Origin of the sequence: Chryseobacterium sp. FP211-J200 (genome assembly GCF_001643375.1) — a bacterium.
Classification (GTDB): Bacteria; Bacteroidota; Bacteroidia; order Flavobacteriales; family Weeksellaceae; genus Epilithonimonas; species Epilithonimonas ginsengisoli.
The window spans coordinates 16,043-32,096 of the sequence record NZ_LSHB01000035.1 but is presented as its reverse complement, the minus strand read 5'-3'; the positions used below and the strand labels follow the sequence as shown (position 1 = coordinate 32,096).

12 protein-coding genes and 1 pseudogene are annotated in these 16,054 nt (G+C 37.4%); 6 read left to right on the top strand and 7 right to left on the bottom strand.

Going from position 1 to position 16,054, the window contains the following annotated elements; genetic code table 11:
• Window positions 1–38: 38 nt before the first annotated feature.
• On the bottom strand, window positions 39–3,011 hold the full coding sequence (locus AXA65_RS11820) for a tetratricopeptide repeat protein (RefSeq protein WP_063970313.1): 2,973 nt from the start codon (window positions 3,009–3,011) through the stop codon (window positions 39–41).
• Window positions 3,012–3,323: 312 nt separating this feature from the next.
• Here AXA65_RS11820 and AXA65_RS11815 point away from each other — a divergent pair, with 312 nt between their 5' ends.
• From AXA65_RS11815 to AXA65_RS11805, 3 genes are read left to right on the top strand one after another with little or no spacing between them, the layout of a single operon-like run.
• Window positions 3,324–5,009 carry an amino acid permease gene (locus AXA65_RS11815; RefSeq protein WP_218281607.1) on the top strand — a complete coding sequence of 562 codons (1,686 nt, stop codon included), beginning with the start codon at window positions 3,324–3,326 and terminating at the stop codon, window positions 5,007–5,009.
• Between the two features lie 24 nt (window positions 5,010–5,033).
• Window positions 5,034–6,899: an ATP-binding protein gene (locus AXA65_RS11810; protein ID WP_086048184.1), complete on the top strand. Its 1,866-nt coding sequence runs from the start codon at window positions 5,034–5,036 to the stop codon at window positions 6,897–6,899.
• 19 nt (window positions 6,900–6,918) lie between these two features.
• Window positions 6,919–7,290, top strand: coding sequence for a response regulator transcription factor (locus AXA65_RS11805; RefSeq protein ID WP_063970311.1), 372 nt, complete (start codon window positions 6,919–6,921; stop codon window positions 7,288–7,290).
• A 66-nt stretch (window positions 7,291–7,356) separates the two neighbouring features.
• Here the strand turns inward: AXA65_RS11805 and AXA65_RS11800 are convergent.
• Window positions 7,357–8,100 (bottom strand): annotated as a pseudogene (locus AXA65_RS11800) (aldo/keto reductase); the annotation flags it as partial.
• A 216-nt stretch (window positions 8,101–8,316) separates the two neighbouring features.
• Here AXA65_RS11800 and AXA65_RS11795 point away from each other — a divergent pair.
• A complete protein-coding gene (locus AXA65_RS11795) occupies window positions 8,317–9,042 on the top strand; it encodes a shikimate dehydrogenase family protein (protein ID WP_063970310.1) in 726 nt (241 codons plus the stop codon).
• On the opposite strand, the gene AXA65_RS11790 is transcribed toward AXA65_RS11795, so the two are convergent.
• Genes AXA65_RS11790 through dacB form a run of 3 tightly spaced genes read right to left on the bottom strand, consistent with a single transcriptional unit; the run spans window position 9,039 to window position 11,521 of the window.
• Window positions 9,039–9,665, bottom strand: coding sequence for a hypothetical protein (locus AXA65_RS11790; RefSeq protein WP_063970309.1), 627 nt, complete (start codon window positions 9,663–9,665; stop codon window positions 9,039–9,041). The two genes, AXA65_RS11795 and AXA65_RS11790, sit on opposite strands and share 4 nt — an antisense overlap.
• Window positions 9,662–10,147 carry a DNA-deoxyinosine glycosylase gene (locus AXA65_RS11785; RefSeq protein ID WP_063970308.1) on the bottom strand — a complete coding sequence of 162 codons (486 nt, stop codon included), beginning with the start codon at window positions 10,145–10,147 and terminating at the stop codon, window positions 9,662–9,664. Before AXA65_RS11785 ends, AXA65_RS11790 begins: the two co-directional genes overlap by 4 nt.
• Window positions 10,148–11,521 (bottom strand): D-alanyl-D-alanine carboxypeptidase/D-alanyl-D-alanine-endopeptidase, encoded by a 1,374-nt coding sequence (gene dacB / locus AXA65_RS11780; RefSeq protein WP_063970307.1) that lies wholly within the window; start codon window positions 11,519–11,521, stop codon window positions 10,148–10,150.
• 162 nt (window positions 11,522–11,683) lie between these two features.
• On the opposite strand from dacB, the gene trhA reads away from it, so the two are divergent.
• The gene (gene trhA, locus AXA65_RS11775; protein ID WP_063970306.1) at window positions 11,684–12,319 is read left to right on the top strand and encodes a PAQR family membrane homeostasis protein TrhA; all 636 of its coding nucleotides are present in this window, start codon (window positions 11,684–11,686) and stop codon (window positions 12,317–12,319) included.
• Window positions 12,320–12,322: 3 nt separating this feature from the next.
• Here trhA and AXA65_RS11770 read toward each other — a convergent pair whose 3' ends face one another.
• Entirely contained in the window at window positions 12,323–13,231 is a 909-nt protein-coding gene (locus AXA65_RS11770) for an AEC family transporter (protein ID WP_063970305.1), read from the bottom strand.
• A gap of 88 nt (window positions 13,232–13,319) precedes the next feature.
• Window positions 13,320–14,246: a T9SS-dependent choice-of-anchor J family protein gene (locus AXA65_RS11765; RefSeq protein WP_086048183.1), complete on the bottom strand. Its 927-nt coding sequence runs from the start codon at window positions 14,244–14,246 to the stop codon at window positions 13,320–13,322.
• 68 nt (window positions 14,247–14,314) lie between these two features.
• On the opposite strand from AXA65_RS11765, the gene pruA reads away from it, so the two are divergent.
• A complete protein-coding gene (gene pruA, locus AXA65_RS11760) occupies window positions 14,315–15,940 on the top strand; it encodes an L-glutamate gamma-semialdehyde dehydrogenase (protein WP_063970303.1) in 1,626 nt (541 codons plus the stop codon).
• Window positions 15,941–16,054: the final 114 nt, after the last annotated feature.

Here is a 16,054-nt window from a genome sequence, read left to right as displayed (position 1 = left end):
TTTTTGAATCGTTTAATCATTTAATTTTTTAATTGTATTTACTTCTTGATCTGCGCTTTCACTTCCTTCGCTTCCGCCACAACTTCTGGGAAGTCACCGTAATTATTGATGATCTCGTCCAAGGTGTAACTCGCTTGGTAATTATCTTTCAAAGCCAAATAATTTTTAGCCATAATCACCAGAGCTTTTGCGCCCCAATATTCTTCTGAAGCGTAATTGTTTGCCAATTTGAAAATGGTTTCATTAGACGATTTAAAAGCTTTTCCTTTGTTTTGATAGAATGCTTTTGCGTAAAGAGCTTCCGCCGCAACTTCCGTATTTGAGGATTTTTCTAATGAAGAATAAGCCGTTTGCGCATCTTTGTCTTTCGATTGCTGCATCAGACTTCTTGCTTTGATTACTTTCGCCTGTTCCAACGTTGCTGCAGAGTTTTTCGAGTTTGAGATCACGGCATTGGCGAATTTTTCAGCTTCGGCAAAGTTCTTTTCGTCCGCATAGATTTTCATTAATTCAATCGCAGCGAAGTTTTTGATATTGACGTTTGTTGAGTTGGCAACTTGTTCCAGATATTTTTTCGCATCCGCAGTTTTGTCCTGCGAAATGTAGATCTGCGCTAATCGAACCTGCGCATCTTGCTGATAATCATTCTGGAAATCGGCAACATTCTGCAACGGCAACATTGCTTTGTCAATTTGTTTTAATTGATAATAACTTTCGCCCAACTCGTATTGAGATTTGAAGAGATTGTCGCCACTCGGATTTTGATCCAGATATTTCTCGTAGTAAATAATTGCTGTGCTATATTGCTTTTTTTCAAAAAGTTGCTGAGCATTTAATAAAATCACATTATTAAAGTCATCTTCCGATATTTTGACATTTAAACTCTTTGCAAAATTTTCATAAGCATTAATATCACCAATCTTTAGATACAATTCTTTTGAAGCAACAACAATTTTATCAGCGTAAGCCGTATTCTTGTATTGATTTGCCAAAAGCTGGAACTCCGCGATCGCTTTATCAGTTTGGTCCTGATCGATGTAATTCTGAGCTCTATAGATCTGGGAATTCGCTACCAGATCTTTGTCTGGACTTGAATTAATAACTTTATCGAAGTATGAATTTGAATTATTGAAATCGTCATTCTGCGCATAAGCTGTTCCGATTTCATAATTCGCGTCATCAACATATTCTGAGTTTGGATATTTTGAGATCAAGGTTTTCAATTCCGCAATTTTCGCAACCGTGTCGCCTTTGAAACCTAAAGCCAAAGATTTTTGATACAAAGTGTAATCACTGGCATTTTCGGTTTTGTTATAGATCTCTAAAGCCTCATTCAACTGATTGTTAGCATAATAAGTATCTGCCAAACGCAATTCCGCATCCGCCTTGAATTCCTGTTTCGGGAACCTCAGATATTCTTTAAAATATTCCTGCGCCGAAGCAAAATCCTTAGCCTTGAAATAAGCGTAACCCAAGTCGTAATCCAATTGCTCACGCTCTGGGAAACCTTCTGCCGTTTCATTTTCAAGTTTTGTGTAAGTCGCGATCGCTGATTTGTAATCGCCTTTTTGATAGTAAGTTTGACCCAACCAATATTGCGCTTTCTTGTAAAATTCTTTGTTTAAATTAGATTGAAGACTTTGCTTGAAATATTTTTCAGCCACATCAAAATTCCCTTTGTTGAATTCCTCAGAACCCAAAAGATAGGAAACCTCTTGCTCTATTTTCTTGGTCTCATTCGTTTTCTGGTCAAGCTTTCCGAGTGCTTCCAAAGTCGCTTTGTAATCTCCGGAATACAAATAGGATTTAACCAAAAGCGACCTCATTTCCTGAGTTTTTGCACCGCTCGGATATTTATCAATATATCTTTGGATCACTTTTGATGAATTCTCAAACGGATTTCCCAGCTCGTAACTCAATTTCGCATATTGTTCCAAAGCCAATTGCTGAACTTTCTGGTCATAATTCATTTGTGACGAATTACGATATGCCGACAAAGCTTCCTGCTTTTTCCCTGTTTCCAAATACGCATTTCCCAATTGGTAATAAGCGTTTTGCGCCAACGGAGAATTGCTGTTGATCAATTGGTTATAATATCCAACCGCTTCGTCATTTTTCTTCAGCTGAGCGGAAACAAATCCCATCTCGTAAAGGTCAGATTCTGAAGGCGTTTGTTCCTTATCCAAAAACAATTTCAAATGTGGATAAGCCGACTGATAATCGCCTTTCATAAAATAACTTTCGCCAACAATCTTATGGGTTTCTGTATCGTAACTTGTTGATTTTCCATTATTAAGAAGTTCATTTCCTTCCGAAATTGCCAGGTCATATTTTTTTTGATTATAGTGCATCTGAACATAATAAGGTTTCACAAGATGTGCATATTCCTCATTATTTTTAATTTGGTCAAAATAGATGAAGGCATTATCATTCTGTTTGTCAGCGTAATACAAATGTCCGAGCATATAAGATATTGCAGGTTTGCTAGTTTCATCCGCAGATTTGAAAGATTCTTCCAAAGCCTCTATTGCGCCAGCGGAATCGCCAGTCATAAACTTGGCGTAACCCAACTTCATAATATGTTGCGTGTTTTCCTCTTTGCTCAATTGGTATTGATTGACTTTCTGTAAAGTTTCCAACGCTTTCTCAAAATCTTTTTTTGCCAAATAATAATCAGCCAAAGGTCCATTCGCCTGAGCAAAATAAGCCGAATTCGGATATTCTTTCATAAAAGCGTTTAGGCCTTCTTCCGCGTATTGTTGCTGAAGGATCACGCCGATCACGTTGCTGAAAAATGCCGAAGCTTCCTTTCGGGAATTGCTGAGATTCTTGTTGTAAAAATATTGTTTGGAATATTCGTATTGCGAAGCGTTGTAGATCTTGGTCTGATAGAGATTATCTGCCAAACCGAAATGATAATCTTCGTTCTTTGTAAAATATTGAGATTGTTGCGCCTCGGAAATCCCGTAAAGAGAGATCATGGAAGCAAGTATTATTTTTTTTGAATTCATTTAAAATTGAATTTTCTTAAAATCTTAATTATAGTCTTCGAGAGCCTCAGACTGACAAAATCATAATTGAAGAATCGTCTGCAGCAAAGTCTATTCCTTTTCAACGAAAATAGCGAAAAGATATTATTTAGCGGGCATCAATTGGGAATTAATTACAATTTCAGAGCAACAAATAATCAAGAATTCAATCTTACAATTATTATGACAAACATCAGAGTCATTTGAACTAAAAACAACTTTAGTTTAACAATTTTTTAACGAAATCATCATTTTTCATTACATTTGTTTCTTTCATAAAAATCTTAAGCTTTGATAAACTCACTTTTCAGAAGAAAATCTACTAATGCGATTCTCAAACAAGGCGGCGACGGCGAACACGCTGCACTTAATAAAGTTCTTACAGTAAAGGATTTAACATTCTTTGGAATTGCGGCAATTATCGGTGGAGGAACATTTAGTGCCATTGGAAACGCTTGCTTTTCCGGTGGTCCTGGAGTTGTTATTCTTTATGTGATCTGCGCAATAGCCTGTGGATTTACAGCAATGTGTTACGCAGAGTTTGCATCACGTGTTCCTGTTTCTGGTAGTGCTTATACTTATGCATACGTCTCTTTTGGAGAAATTTTTGCGTGGATCATCGGCTGGGCTTTGATTATGGAATATTCTATTGGTAATATTTACATCGCCTTTTCCTGGAGCGGATATTTTACCAATTTGCTGGAGACATTTCACATTCACCTTCCCGAATGGCTCACAATCAACTACTTGTCTGCGAAGGAAGCTTTTGCAATGAACAAAGGTGCTGAAGGTCTTGCTGCCTGGAAAAATGCGCCAATCATTGGAAACCTTAGAATCATCTTCGATCTTCCGGCTGTTATCATCAATGTTTTAATTACTTATTTGGTTTACAGAGGTGCAAAGGAATCCAGAAACTTCAGCAACGTGATGGTTTACATCAAATTAGCAATTATTGCTTTGGTAATAGTTGTTGGAGCTTTTTATGTTGACATTGAAAATTGGACACCGTTTATGCCCAATGGTTTTGGTGGTGTGATGGGCGGCGTTTCGGCAGTATTCTTTGCGTATATTGGTTTCGATGCCGTTTCGACTTTGGCTGAAGAAAGTAAAAACCCGCAACGCGATCTACCAAAAGGGATGATATATTCCTTGGTGATATGTACCGTTGTTTACATTATCCTAGCTTTGGTATTAACCGGAATGGTCTCTTATCAATTACTAGGTGTGAGTGATCCTTTGGCAGAGATTTTCGCATTGAAAGGGGTGAAATGGATGCTTTTCATTGTTTCCATTGCAGCTGTAGTAGCGATGACAAGTGTGATGTTAGTTTTTCAACTCGGACAACCAAGGATTTGGATGACAATGGCAAGAGACGGATTGATGCCTAAAAAATTCGCAGAGATTCACCCAAAATTCAAGACACCTGGATTTGCAACCATTGTGACCGGACTTGTAGTTGGGCTTCCAATATTTTTTACGAATGAAAACTTAGTTTTAGATTTCACCAGTATTGGGACTTTGTTCGCATTTGTATTGGTCTGCGGTGGTGTTCTGATGCTCTCTCCACAGAGTGAAGCCGAATTGGCAGAACGTGCGACAAAAGGAAAATTCAGAATTCCTTATATTAATTCAAAATTCATATTTCCTGCTCTGTTAGTAATCTCCGCAGGATTGATCCAATATTTGTTTCCAACATTTTTCTCAGATACTTTCAGATTTTCCAAAGAGCATTTTGCGACCAACATTTCTATGGTAGTATTTTTCATCCTTTGTATCGTGATGTCGTTTCTTGCATTCGTGAAAAACCTGTCTTTGATTCCGTTGTTGGGATTGGTCTCTTGCTGTTATCTTCTTACCGGAATGGCAGTTTCAAACTGGAAATGGTTTGGTATTTGGCTTGTTATCGGATTGGTATTTTATTTCCTTTATGGTTACAAAAATAGCAAACTGAATAAAGAAGCTAGAAACTCAAATTCTTAAAAATTATTTTTCGAATTATCATCGATGAAAAACTTTCTTAAAAGTAATATTTCTCAGGAATCGCTGGCTCTGCTATTAACCCAAGCTCCTATTGCATTATCTATGTTGATGGGCGATGATTTTACAATCCAAGTAGCCAATCCACAGATCTTGGAACTTTGGGGCAAAAAGCCGGAGATCATAGGTCTAAAACTTCTAGACGCGCTTCCAGAGATCAAGGACCAACCCTTCATAGACTTGCTGAATAATGTAAAAAAAACAGGAACTCCTTACAAAGGCTACAAACAGCTGGCCTACATTGTCCGAAACGGAAATACCAAGGAATGCTATTTCGATTTTATCTATGCTCCGATCTATAATGATGACGAGAGTGAGATCATTGGAATAAGCGTCGTTGCAACGGAAACAACAGAACAGGTTCTGGCCGAAAGAAAAGTTGCGGAAACAGAATACAAATTAGAAAACCTTATCAAGGAATCAGATTACGCCATTGCAATTTACAAAGGAGAAGACCTCGTCATAGATATGGCGAATGACAAAATGCTGAAGACTTGGGGAAAAGATAGATCCATCATTGGAAAAAAAATAGAACAAGGCATTCCCGAATTGGTGGGACAATCATTTTTAGGACTTTTGAAAAAGGTTTATGAATCTGGAGAGACCTATGCTGCAAACGAGGATCGTGCAGATCTAGTGGTCGATGGGAAATTGCAGACTTTCTATTACAACTTTTCTTATCAACCGCTTAAAAATCACAATGGTGAAGTTTATGCTATTGCAAATGTTGCTGTAGACGTAACAGATGTTGTTCTAACAAAAAAGAGATTACAGGAGAACGAAGATAAATATAGAAATCTTGCCGACAGTCTCCCAATCATCATTTGGACCGCTGATAAAGATGGCAATATAGATTATTACAACAAAAAGTGGTATGATTATACTGGTTTTGAAGGCATTGACAATCGCAAAAATGCCTCCCAAAAGATCCTTCATCCCGATGACTTCCCAAAAGCAATGGCCATATGGAAAACCAGTCAAAAAAATAAAAGTGCCTACGAGATAGAATATCAATTTCGAGATAAAAGTAAGGAAAATTGTTACCGTTGGTTTCTTGGGAGAGCAGTTCCCATCAAAGATGAGAATGGCGAGGTCATCCAATGGATTGGAACTTGTACTGACATCGACGAATTCAAACAGTTCCAGCAACAAAAAGACAACTTCTTGGGAATTGCGAGTCACGAACTAAAAACACCATTAACAAGCCTAAAACTGTACTCTCAATTTCTGGAAAAAAATCTCCGGAAACAGGAAGATCATAAAAATGCAATGGTTGCGCTGAAAATGGATGATCAGATCAATAAACTTAATAATCTTATCAATGACCTGCTGGATGTCACAAAGATCCAGAATGGAAAGATCCTACTCAATCATTCGGAGTTTGATTTTGACGCTCTTGTACACGAAGTGGTGGCAGAACAGCAGATGAGTACCAAACAAAAAATAGACCTTGAAACCGAAAATATCGGAATAGTCTCTGGCGATAGAAATAGGATATCTCAAGTGATGAGCAACCTGATCAACAATGCAATAAAATATTCCCCAGAATCTGATAAAATACTAATAACAACCAAATTAAAAGAAAACAAAACCGTACTTTTCTCTGTAAAAGACTACGGGATCGGGATTCCTGAAAACAAAAAAGACAAAGTTTTTGAACAGTACTACAGAGTCAGCGGAAGCAAGGAACACACCTTTCCAGGTCTTGGCCTTGGACTTTATATCTCTTCTGAGATCATAAAAAGAAGCGGTGGCAAGATTTTTGTAAATTCAGTTGAAGGGAAAGGGTCTGATTTTTGTTTTGAGATTCCGAAAATTTATAACCTATTGTAATATTTACAAAACTTTACAAATGTCAAAAAAAATATATGTTGTGGATGATAGTCCAGCCATCTTAGATTCAGTTAAACTAATGCTAAACATGGAAGGCTATGAAGTTGATAATTACGAAAGAGGTTCCGAGATGTTCAACGCACTCTCCACTTCTTCGAAACCCGATGTGATACTGATGGATATGTGGCTTTCTGGCGAAGACGGTCGCGACATCTGCAAAATGATAAAGGCACATCAAGACTTCAAAAACATTCCAGTTGTGATCATGTCGGCCAGTCGCGGTTTGGGTGATACTGCAATAGAAAGTGGCGCTGTGGATTTTATACCTAAGCCATTTGATCTTGGCGAGATTGTCGAAAAAATAAGATACTATTCAGAAAAAGCTGGATAGAATTAGACATAAAAAAAGCAGTTTAGACTTTTACCAAACTGCTTTTTCATTTTAATATTCTGCTTATTAGAAATCAACTGTTTCGGGATCAAGTCCGGAAAAGCCTGTTTCTTTTAGAGTTTTCAAAGCTTTCATATCACTTTCTGAAATTTTAAATCTTTCAAAATGAAGATTATTCTTGATATTCTCAGGATTTTCAGATTTCGGCAAGACCACAACGCCAGATTGCAAACAAAACTGAATACAAAGAATCGCCGGAGAAACACCATACTGATCTGCAATAGTTTTCAGCTCATCATCTTTCAACAATCTTCCGGAACCGATTGGACTCCAGGCTTCGATGACAATTCCTTTTTCCTTGGAATAATTGACCGTTTCTTCCTGCGTATATCCGGGATGAAATTCAATTTGATTAACTGCTGGAATAACTTCTGCCGTTTCCAACAAAGCCTTTAATTGTGGCAGCATAAAATTGCTCACGCCAATTGTTTTCACAACGCCTGATCGATTCAATTCTTCCATTGCTTTCCACGTTTCAGCGTTGATCGCTTTCCAATTGTCTAATTGTTTCGAGTTTGCCGGCCAGTGGATTAAGAGCAGATCAAGATAATCCGTCTTTAGTTTTTTTAGAGACTGTTCCACAGATTGTTTTACACCAGCCGCATTTCTGTTGCTGTTCCATATCTTGGTCGTCAGATAAAGATCTTTTCTACCAATCCGAGATTCCGCAATCGCCTCTCCTATTTCAGCTTCGTTTCCATAAATGTCTGCGGTGTCAATATGCGTGTATCCAACTTCCAAAGCAGATTTTACAGTTTTCTGAACACCTTATGTCGTTTGCCACGTTCCAAAACCGATTTCAGGGATCTCGGTGCCATTATTTAGAATAACTTGTTTCATTTTATAATATTTTTGAATCTAAAAGCCAAAATTACGCCATCGAAATTGGTTGTGAAAATAATTCAACTGATAGAAGATTCAAAAAATAATGATGAACATTCTGATGATATTTTATAAATTTGACCTATGGAAAATCAGGAATTCGGCTTATTAGGAAAAAACATTTCTTATTCATTTTCGAAAAAATATTTTGAGGAGAAATTCAAAAAATTATTTTTAAAACATCATTCGTACAATTTTTTCGATATTCCTGAAATCGAAAGCCTGAACTCGATCACAGAAAATCCAAATCTTGTTGGGATGAATGTCACGATCCCTTACAAACAGGCCATTATTCCTTTCCTTGACGAATTGAGTGATGAAGCTTCTAAAATCGGAGCCGTGAATTGTGTGAGTTTCCAAAATGGCAAAAAGATCGGTTACAATACAGACGCTTTTGGATTCGAGAAAACACTTCTCATCAATAAAAAAGAATACCACAACAAAGCTTTGATCATAGGCGACGGCGGTGCTGCAAAAGCGGTAAGATATATTCTTGACAAACACAACATCCAGCACAAGACCGTTTCCCGGAAGTCAGAAATTAATTTCGAAAATCTTTCAGAAGACCTTGTAAAAGATTCATTATTGATCATCCAGACCACGCCGGTCGGCACTTTTCCGAATGTTGACGATTCTGTTCCATTTCCATTTGATGCGATCACGGACAAACATTACGTCATCGATTTGATCTACAATCCGTCAGAAACAACCTTCCTGAGAAAATCAGCAGAGAAAGGCGCAACTACTCTGAATGGTTTTTACATGCTGGAGCAACAGGCTGAGAAGGCCTGGGAAATCTGGAAATCTTAGTATTTTTCGTGCTTTGGAATTGTTATTCTAAGATTGATTTTTCTTATTTCTTGTACTTTTTGTTTAATAACAGTTCCATTTTCGCAATATAAAGTTGCCTCTTCTACAAAAACATTTTGAGAATAATCCAACTGAGTGAATCTCTCATATGGATGAAAGTTAGCAATTCTAAAGGCTGGAAAAAGATTAATTTCATAGGGCTTGATCTTCATCAGGTAACTCTGCTTAACTTTTGTCGCCTTCTTATTTCTGAAAATATCTAACCGGATATTGTTGTCATCAATTTTGATATATTTAAACGGAGGTGGATTAAAATTATGCTGAAGTGTTATTGTTGACAAATATGAAAAATCATAAAATACTTCTCCCTTTTTCATAGATTTCACAACATCAAATCCATAGATTTTGTTATTTTCAAAGGATAAAAGTTTAGCAGCATATTTTTCTCCATCATTGAGAATTCTAATATAATTCTGAGGATTTTGGGAATTTACATAATATAGTAAGTTGCGAATTTTCCCATTGCTTTCTGAACTGTAATGTACCAAATAATCGAACTCATATATCTTCTGCCCATAACCAAACGAGAAAAAAGTAATAAGAAACAATTGCAAAATTTTCATAGCTGTGTTTTAATTTGTTCCCAAGATAACAATTTCTCCCCAAACTTCACCGTATGAAGCGGACTCGTAGAAGGCAAAACTACAATTGGGATTTTGAAGTCTTTTCCTAATATTTTTACGAGGTTTTTATAAGACTTTTGACCGTTGCAGAATATGGTTTGGATGTTTGGATGATTGTCAATTAATTCGGGAATGTTATTATCAATTTCATCTTTGATCTCTGTATCCAGACTCCCCTTTCTTTCACAACTTTCGATGACGTCCCAAAGGGCAATTTTGTTTTGTTTTAGCAGATTAATTCTCGTTTCGTAATCTTCTGAAAACTCCGAATCAAAAAGGTGAAACAAAATTCTCCAGAACTGATTTTGTGGAAAAGCGTAGTATTGCTTCATTTCCAAAGACTTTGCTCCCGGAACAGAACCAAGTATCAGAATTTCTGAATCTTGATCTACAATTGGCGGAAAAGAATTGATCCTGTTCATCTATTTCAAATTATCTAAAACTTTGAACAGTGCATTGCTGATACTTCCGCCTTGGTAATTATTAAGAATGATAGAAAACACGTAGTTTTTCCCACTTTTGGAAGTATGATAACCTGCGAAAGATTTGCTGTCTTTTATCGTTCCACTTTTCATTTTGATGCCATTTTGCGTTGGAAAACCTTCATGAAAAACATTGAACCAATGCTGTTTTTTCGAGTATAATAATGCTTGAACCTGTGCTTTTGCCGAAACATAATTCTGAGGCGAAAGTCCACTTCCATCAGCAAAGTTGATCATATTCGGATGGATCCCTTTTGATTTCCAAAAATCCTTCAGAAAGTCAACACCAGAAGTGAAACTCGGATCGTTTCGCTTTTCTTTAGCCATTGTTTTGATCAAAGTTTCCCCATAAAGATTGATGCTTTTTCGCAAAAACCAGTACACAATTTTATCCAAAGTCGGCGATTTATACTCAAAGATTTGATTCTGATCTGGTGCTTTAGAAATTGATTTTCCGGCAACTTTTTCATTATAATAAGTAGTTGTTTTTCCTGAAATAGAAATTCCATTATCTTCAAGTATTTTTTTGATTTCTACCGCTAACTGCATTGGTGGATTGGGAGTTGCTCCAGAAACAGTAGTCACTTTTCCTGCAGGTAACATTCCATTGATCATTGCCGTTTCAGAATGTGGCGCTGTGAAGACGAGACTTTGGTCAGAGCTTCCGCCGGTTTTCAGTTCGTTGATCCAATTGACGTTTTGAAGTTCGTAGGAATAGCTCTTGACTTGATCTCCATTGATATTCATATCAAACTGATTCTCTCTCCAATTGACACCAAAGGTTCCAGCACCGTAATAATTCCCCAGATCGTTCCAGGGCCAACCACCAGGTGTACTCTGAAAATCAAAATAAGAATCGTCTATGACCAGATTTCCAGTGATCTTTTTGATGCCTGATCTCTTGATTGCTTCTAACAATTTTTGTTTAAAGTTTTCAGGTTTGTAGGCTTCATACCGCCAACTTCCCAATGTTGGATCACCGTTTGAAGTGATATAAAGGTCGCCATCCAGATTTCCGTTAGATATCTTCCCGGAATAAGAAGCTGTAGTTTTGAATTGATAATCTTTCCCCAAAGTTTCCAAAGCTGCCGCAGACGTGAAGATCTTCTGCGTGCTTGCTGTTGACAAACCTTTGTTCCCATTATATTCATAAACCAGATTTCCGCTTTCATCCGAAACGTAGAACGAAAGATTGGCTGCCAAAGCATTAGGAGCCGACATCATTTCCTTCACAGATTTGTCCAGATCAGCAGAAATGGATTGTGAATAGAAAGTCTGCGTGACTAGAAATGGAATTAAGAAAAAAGGTTTCATTGATATTTTTTATCAAAACTAAGGATTTTTAAGCTTGTTATCAAGTTTTAAAAATTCGAATCATACTATTTCCAACTATTAAACTTTGTTAAATATGATGACTTGCAACAATAATTAAAACTTCGAAAAAGTTAAATAATTAACTTTGTTAAAAATAAAGACATGCCGAAAAAGAACAGAAAAAAAGAAGAACTTTACAACGTCATCACACATGGTTTAGGCGTTATTCTTTCTGTTGTGGCTTTGATTCTGATGATCACCTACTCAGCTATCAGCGGAAACACAATTGCCATTGTATCTTCTTTGATCTTTGGTTTGAGTTTGATAACACTTTACTCAGCTTCCACGGTCTATCATGCCGTTTACAAATTGAGATGGAAAAAGATCTGCCAACGGATCGATCATCTTAGCATTTACATTTTGATTGCGGGAACATACACACCAATTGCTTTATTGGGACTGAAAGGTGCTTGGGGCTGGAGTATGTTCGGCGTGATCTGGGGAATGGCTCTGATCGGGTTTATCTTCAAATTTTCACCGCTGAGACAAAATGAAAAATTATCACTTTCACTTTACGCAATCATGGGCTGGACTGCCATCATTGCCATCAAGCCAATGATAGAGAACCTTTCTACCGGCGCACTGACATTCATTATCCTCGGTGGATTGTGCTACACTTTCGGAATCTATTTCTATGCGAAAGACAGGAAACCATTTTATCATCCGATCTGGCATTTGTTCGTTCTCGGCGGAAGTATCATGCATTTTTGTGCGGTCTTCTTTTTTATCCTTCCTTGATATTTAGAACAGTAACTCTATGATCTGAAACCAGATCGCACTCGTAACAAAACCAATAGTGATACTGATCCCAATGATCAAATTGATGAGTTTGGTATTGAGCCTAAACTGTTCCGCAATGATGCTCGCCGTAACCACAGTTGGCATCGCCGCTTCAAAAATACTGATCTTTGCAATATCACCTTTTACACCAAAAATAAGTGCTAATATCAAAATCATGATTGGTGCAAGAATCAATTTGTAAAGCAAGGATGTAGAGATCTGAGGAATCAGTTTCCGCCAACCATTTAATTTCAGCTGTAATCCGACCGAAAATAAAGCCAGCGGAATCACCGTAGCCGCTAGTTTATCAAACAATGGCGCTACAAACTCCAGATCTACAAACTCAGACAAAATCAAAGCGCTGATGCAGCCCAAAAATGGAGGAAATGTAAAAAGACGTTTTAAAATAAATGAGGCGCCTACTTTTCCAGACCGGCTTCCACCTTTCACAGCAGCAACAATTCCCATTGTAGATACCATAAAAAACATCGTCTGATCGCAAATGATGGCGATACTCAGATACTGTTCTCCATAAAATGCAGCAATCAACGGGAATCCGATGAAAGAGGTGTTGCTGTAGCCACTTGCCAGCTCCAGACTGCTTCTGGATCTCGCCGAATAGCTTTTTGACCTGCTGTAGATCTTCATAAAGATCCAACTTCCAAAAGCTATAAGTATTGTACTGAGAATAGGGAAAAGCATTTCAAAAGACCACTCCACTTTTGGCAGATATTTGAAAGAAACGGCGGGCAAACCCAAATAGATGATCCAGGTATTGATGCCTTTGTGCGCATCAGAATGAATGGACTTCGTCGATTTCAAAATCATGCCGGCGGCAATACATACAATGATGAGGACGAAATTTATCATTTGATAAAATTATAAATTACAATTTGATCTGAAAACAAAAAAAAACCTTTCAAATGAATGAAAGGTTTCAAAACGATATTTTATAATATTATTTTTTGATAAATTTGTGAGTGGTAGAACCCGCTTCGGTATTTACTTTAACTACGTAGTTTCCATTCTGTAAAGACTTAACATCGATTTTAGAATCAACTACAGCAGGAGAAGCCACTAATTTTCCAGAAAGATCATAAACATCAGCAGAAGTTACTTTCTGAGAGAATGTTAAATAATCTGCTGTAGGGTTTGGATAAACAGACATTGATGCTTTGCTGACATCCGATACAGCCATTACTGGTCTTGTAACTGAGAATGTATCTACTCCAATATAATCTGAGTTACTACCAGTGGTACCTCCGCCTGTAACATAGTAACGAAATGCCAAGTTGGCAGCAATATCACCACTTAATCCACTTACAGTATAACTATACTCAGTCCAAGTATGAGGATAACCTGTGGATGTCAACGTAGGATTTACACTTAAAAGCAATGTTGTGAAAGATCCAACACTACTAGCGCCTGCAGCACCAGTACCGGCAGGAGCAGTAAAAGTTGCACCTGTGCTCATTCTAAGTTCTAGTCTGTCTGGATAAACAGTTGCTCCCAAATCTGTGGTACGTGTGAAGAATTTAATGACATCTCCATTTTTCAAAGTAACATTAGGAGTGATCATCCAAGCACTTAAGACACTTGAACCTGTATTCAATGCATAATTTGCAGCAATATATTCTGTATCAGCATTTCCTAAAAACACGACTGGATTTCCCTGAAACCAATTTCCTGTTGAAGGAGACTGACTTTTATTAAGGAATGTCCAATCTGTTAGAGTCGTAATATCCTCAAACTCTTGAGAAATAATTGTCGTCTGTGCATTTGTTAATCCAAATGCTAAACTTGTAATAAAAAGTAATTTTCTAATCATAATCATTAAATTTAATTTGTTAATATTAAAAATTAATAATAATTTTTTAAATATCATTAAAAAACAAATAATTTTAACACTAATATTTTTGGTTGTAAATTTGTGAAAATTAAAAATTAAAATTTATGTCTAAAGCCATTTCTCAAGTGCCTTTTGCACAAAACGAACCCGTTAATTCTTATGTACCAGGTTCTGACGAGGTGAAAAGCCTTATTTCTACTTACAAAAAGATGTGGAAAGAAAAGATCGAAATACCAATGGTAATCGGTGGAAAAGATATCAAAACAGACAAAAAAATACAACTGAGCTCGCCTCAGGATCATCAGCACGATTTCGGATTCTATTACGAAGGTGATATGTCACATGTGGATCAAGCGATCGAATCTGCTCTTGCTGCAAAAAGCAAATGGAACGCATTAGGTTGGGAACACAGAGCTGCGATCTTCTTGAAGGCAGCTGACCTTTTAGCCGGACCTTACAGAGATGTCATCAACGCTGCAACCATGATCGGACAATCCAAAAACGTTCACCAGGCGGAAATAGATGCAGCTTGTGAGTTCATAGATTTCTTGCGTTTCAATGTAGAATTCATGACGGATCTTTATTCTGAGCAGCCAGTTTCTGATGCCGGAATCTGGAACCGCGTTGAATACAGACCTTTGGAAGGTTTCTGTTTTGCAGTGACGCCTTTCAACTTTACAGCAATCTCCGGAAATTTGCCTGCTTGTATGGCGATGATGGGAAATGTGGTTGTATGGAAACCATCTGACAAACAGATCTATTCTGCTAAGGTGATCATGGACGTTTTGAAAGAAGCTGGACTTCCAGACGGCGTTATCAATATGATTTTCACAGACGGAAAAGAAACCGCTGAGAAAGTTTTAGCGCATCCAGAATTTGCAGGTCTGCATTTCACAGGTTCTACAAAAGTGTTCCAAGGCATGTGGAAAATGATCGGTGACAATATTCACAACTATAAATCTTACCCAAGAATTGTTGGAGAAACTGGCGGAAAAGACTTCGTGATGGTACATCCATCTGCAAACATCGAAGCGGTGGCGACTGGTTTGGTGAGAGGTGCATTCGAATATCAAGGTCAGAAATGTTCTGCAGCTTCTAGAGCTTACGTCCCAAAATCCCTTTGGAATGAAGTAAAAGCGGTGATGGAAGCCCAAATGAAAACCATCAAGATCGGTTCTCCAGAAGATCCATCAAACTTTGTGAATGCAGTGATCGACAAGAATTCTTTCGAAAAATGCAAAGGTTATATCGACAGAGCTGAAGCAGCAAACGACGCAACAGTTGTAATCGGTGGAAAATATGACGATAAAAAAGGTTGGTTCGTACATCCAACCGTTATCGAAACCATCAATCCTTATTACGAAAGTATTGTTGAGGAGATCTTCGGCCCGATCCTTACCGTTTTTGTTTACGAAGATGAAAACTGGGAAGATACTCTGAAGTTGGTTGACACTTCGACTCAATATTCTTTGACTGGATCTATTTTCGCACAAGACAGATATGCAATTGATGAGGCTTACAAAGCTTTGGAAAACGCCTCTGGAAACTTCTACATCAATGACAAACCTACAGGTGCAGTCGTTGGTCAGCAACCATTCGGAGGATCTAGAGCATCAGGAACCAATGACAAAGCAGGTTCTAAAATGAACTTGACACGTTGGGTTTCCGTAAGAAGTATCAAAGAAACTTTTGTCTCTCCAAAAGATTACAAATATCCATATTTAGGATAATTTTCATATAAATTAAGTCAAATTGTCATTCCGCAGGAATCTGAACGCTAATTTCATCATTGGCAAGATTCTTTCAGAATGGCAATTTGTATTTTAAAACCTATCATCAAAAAG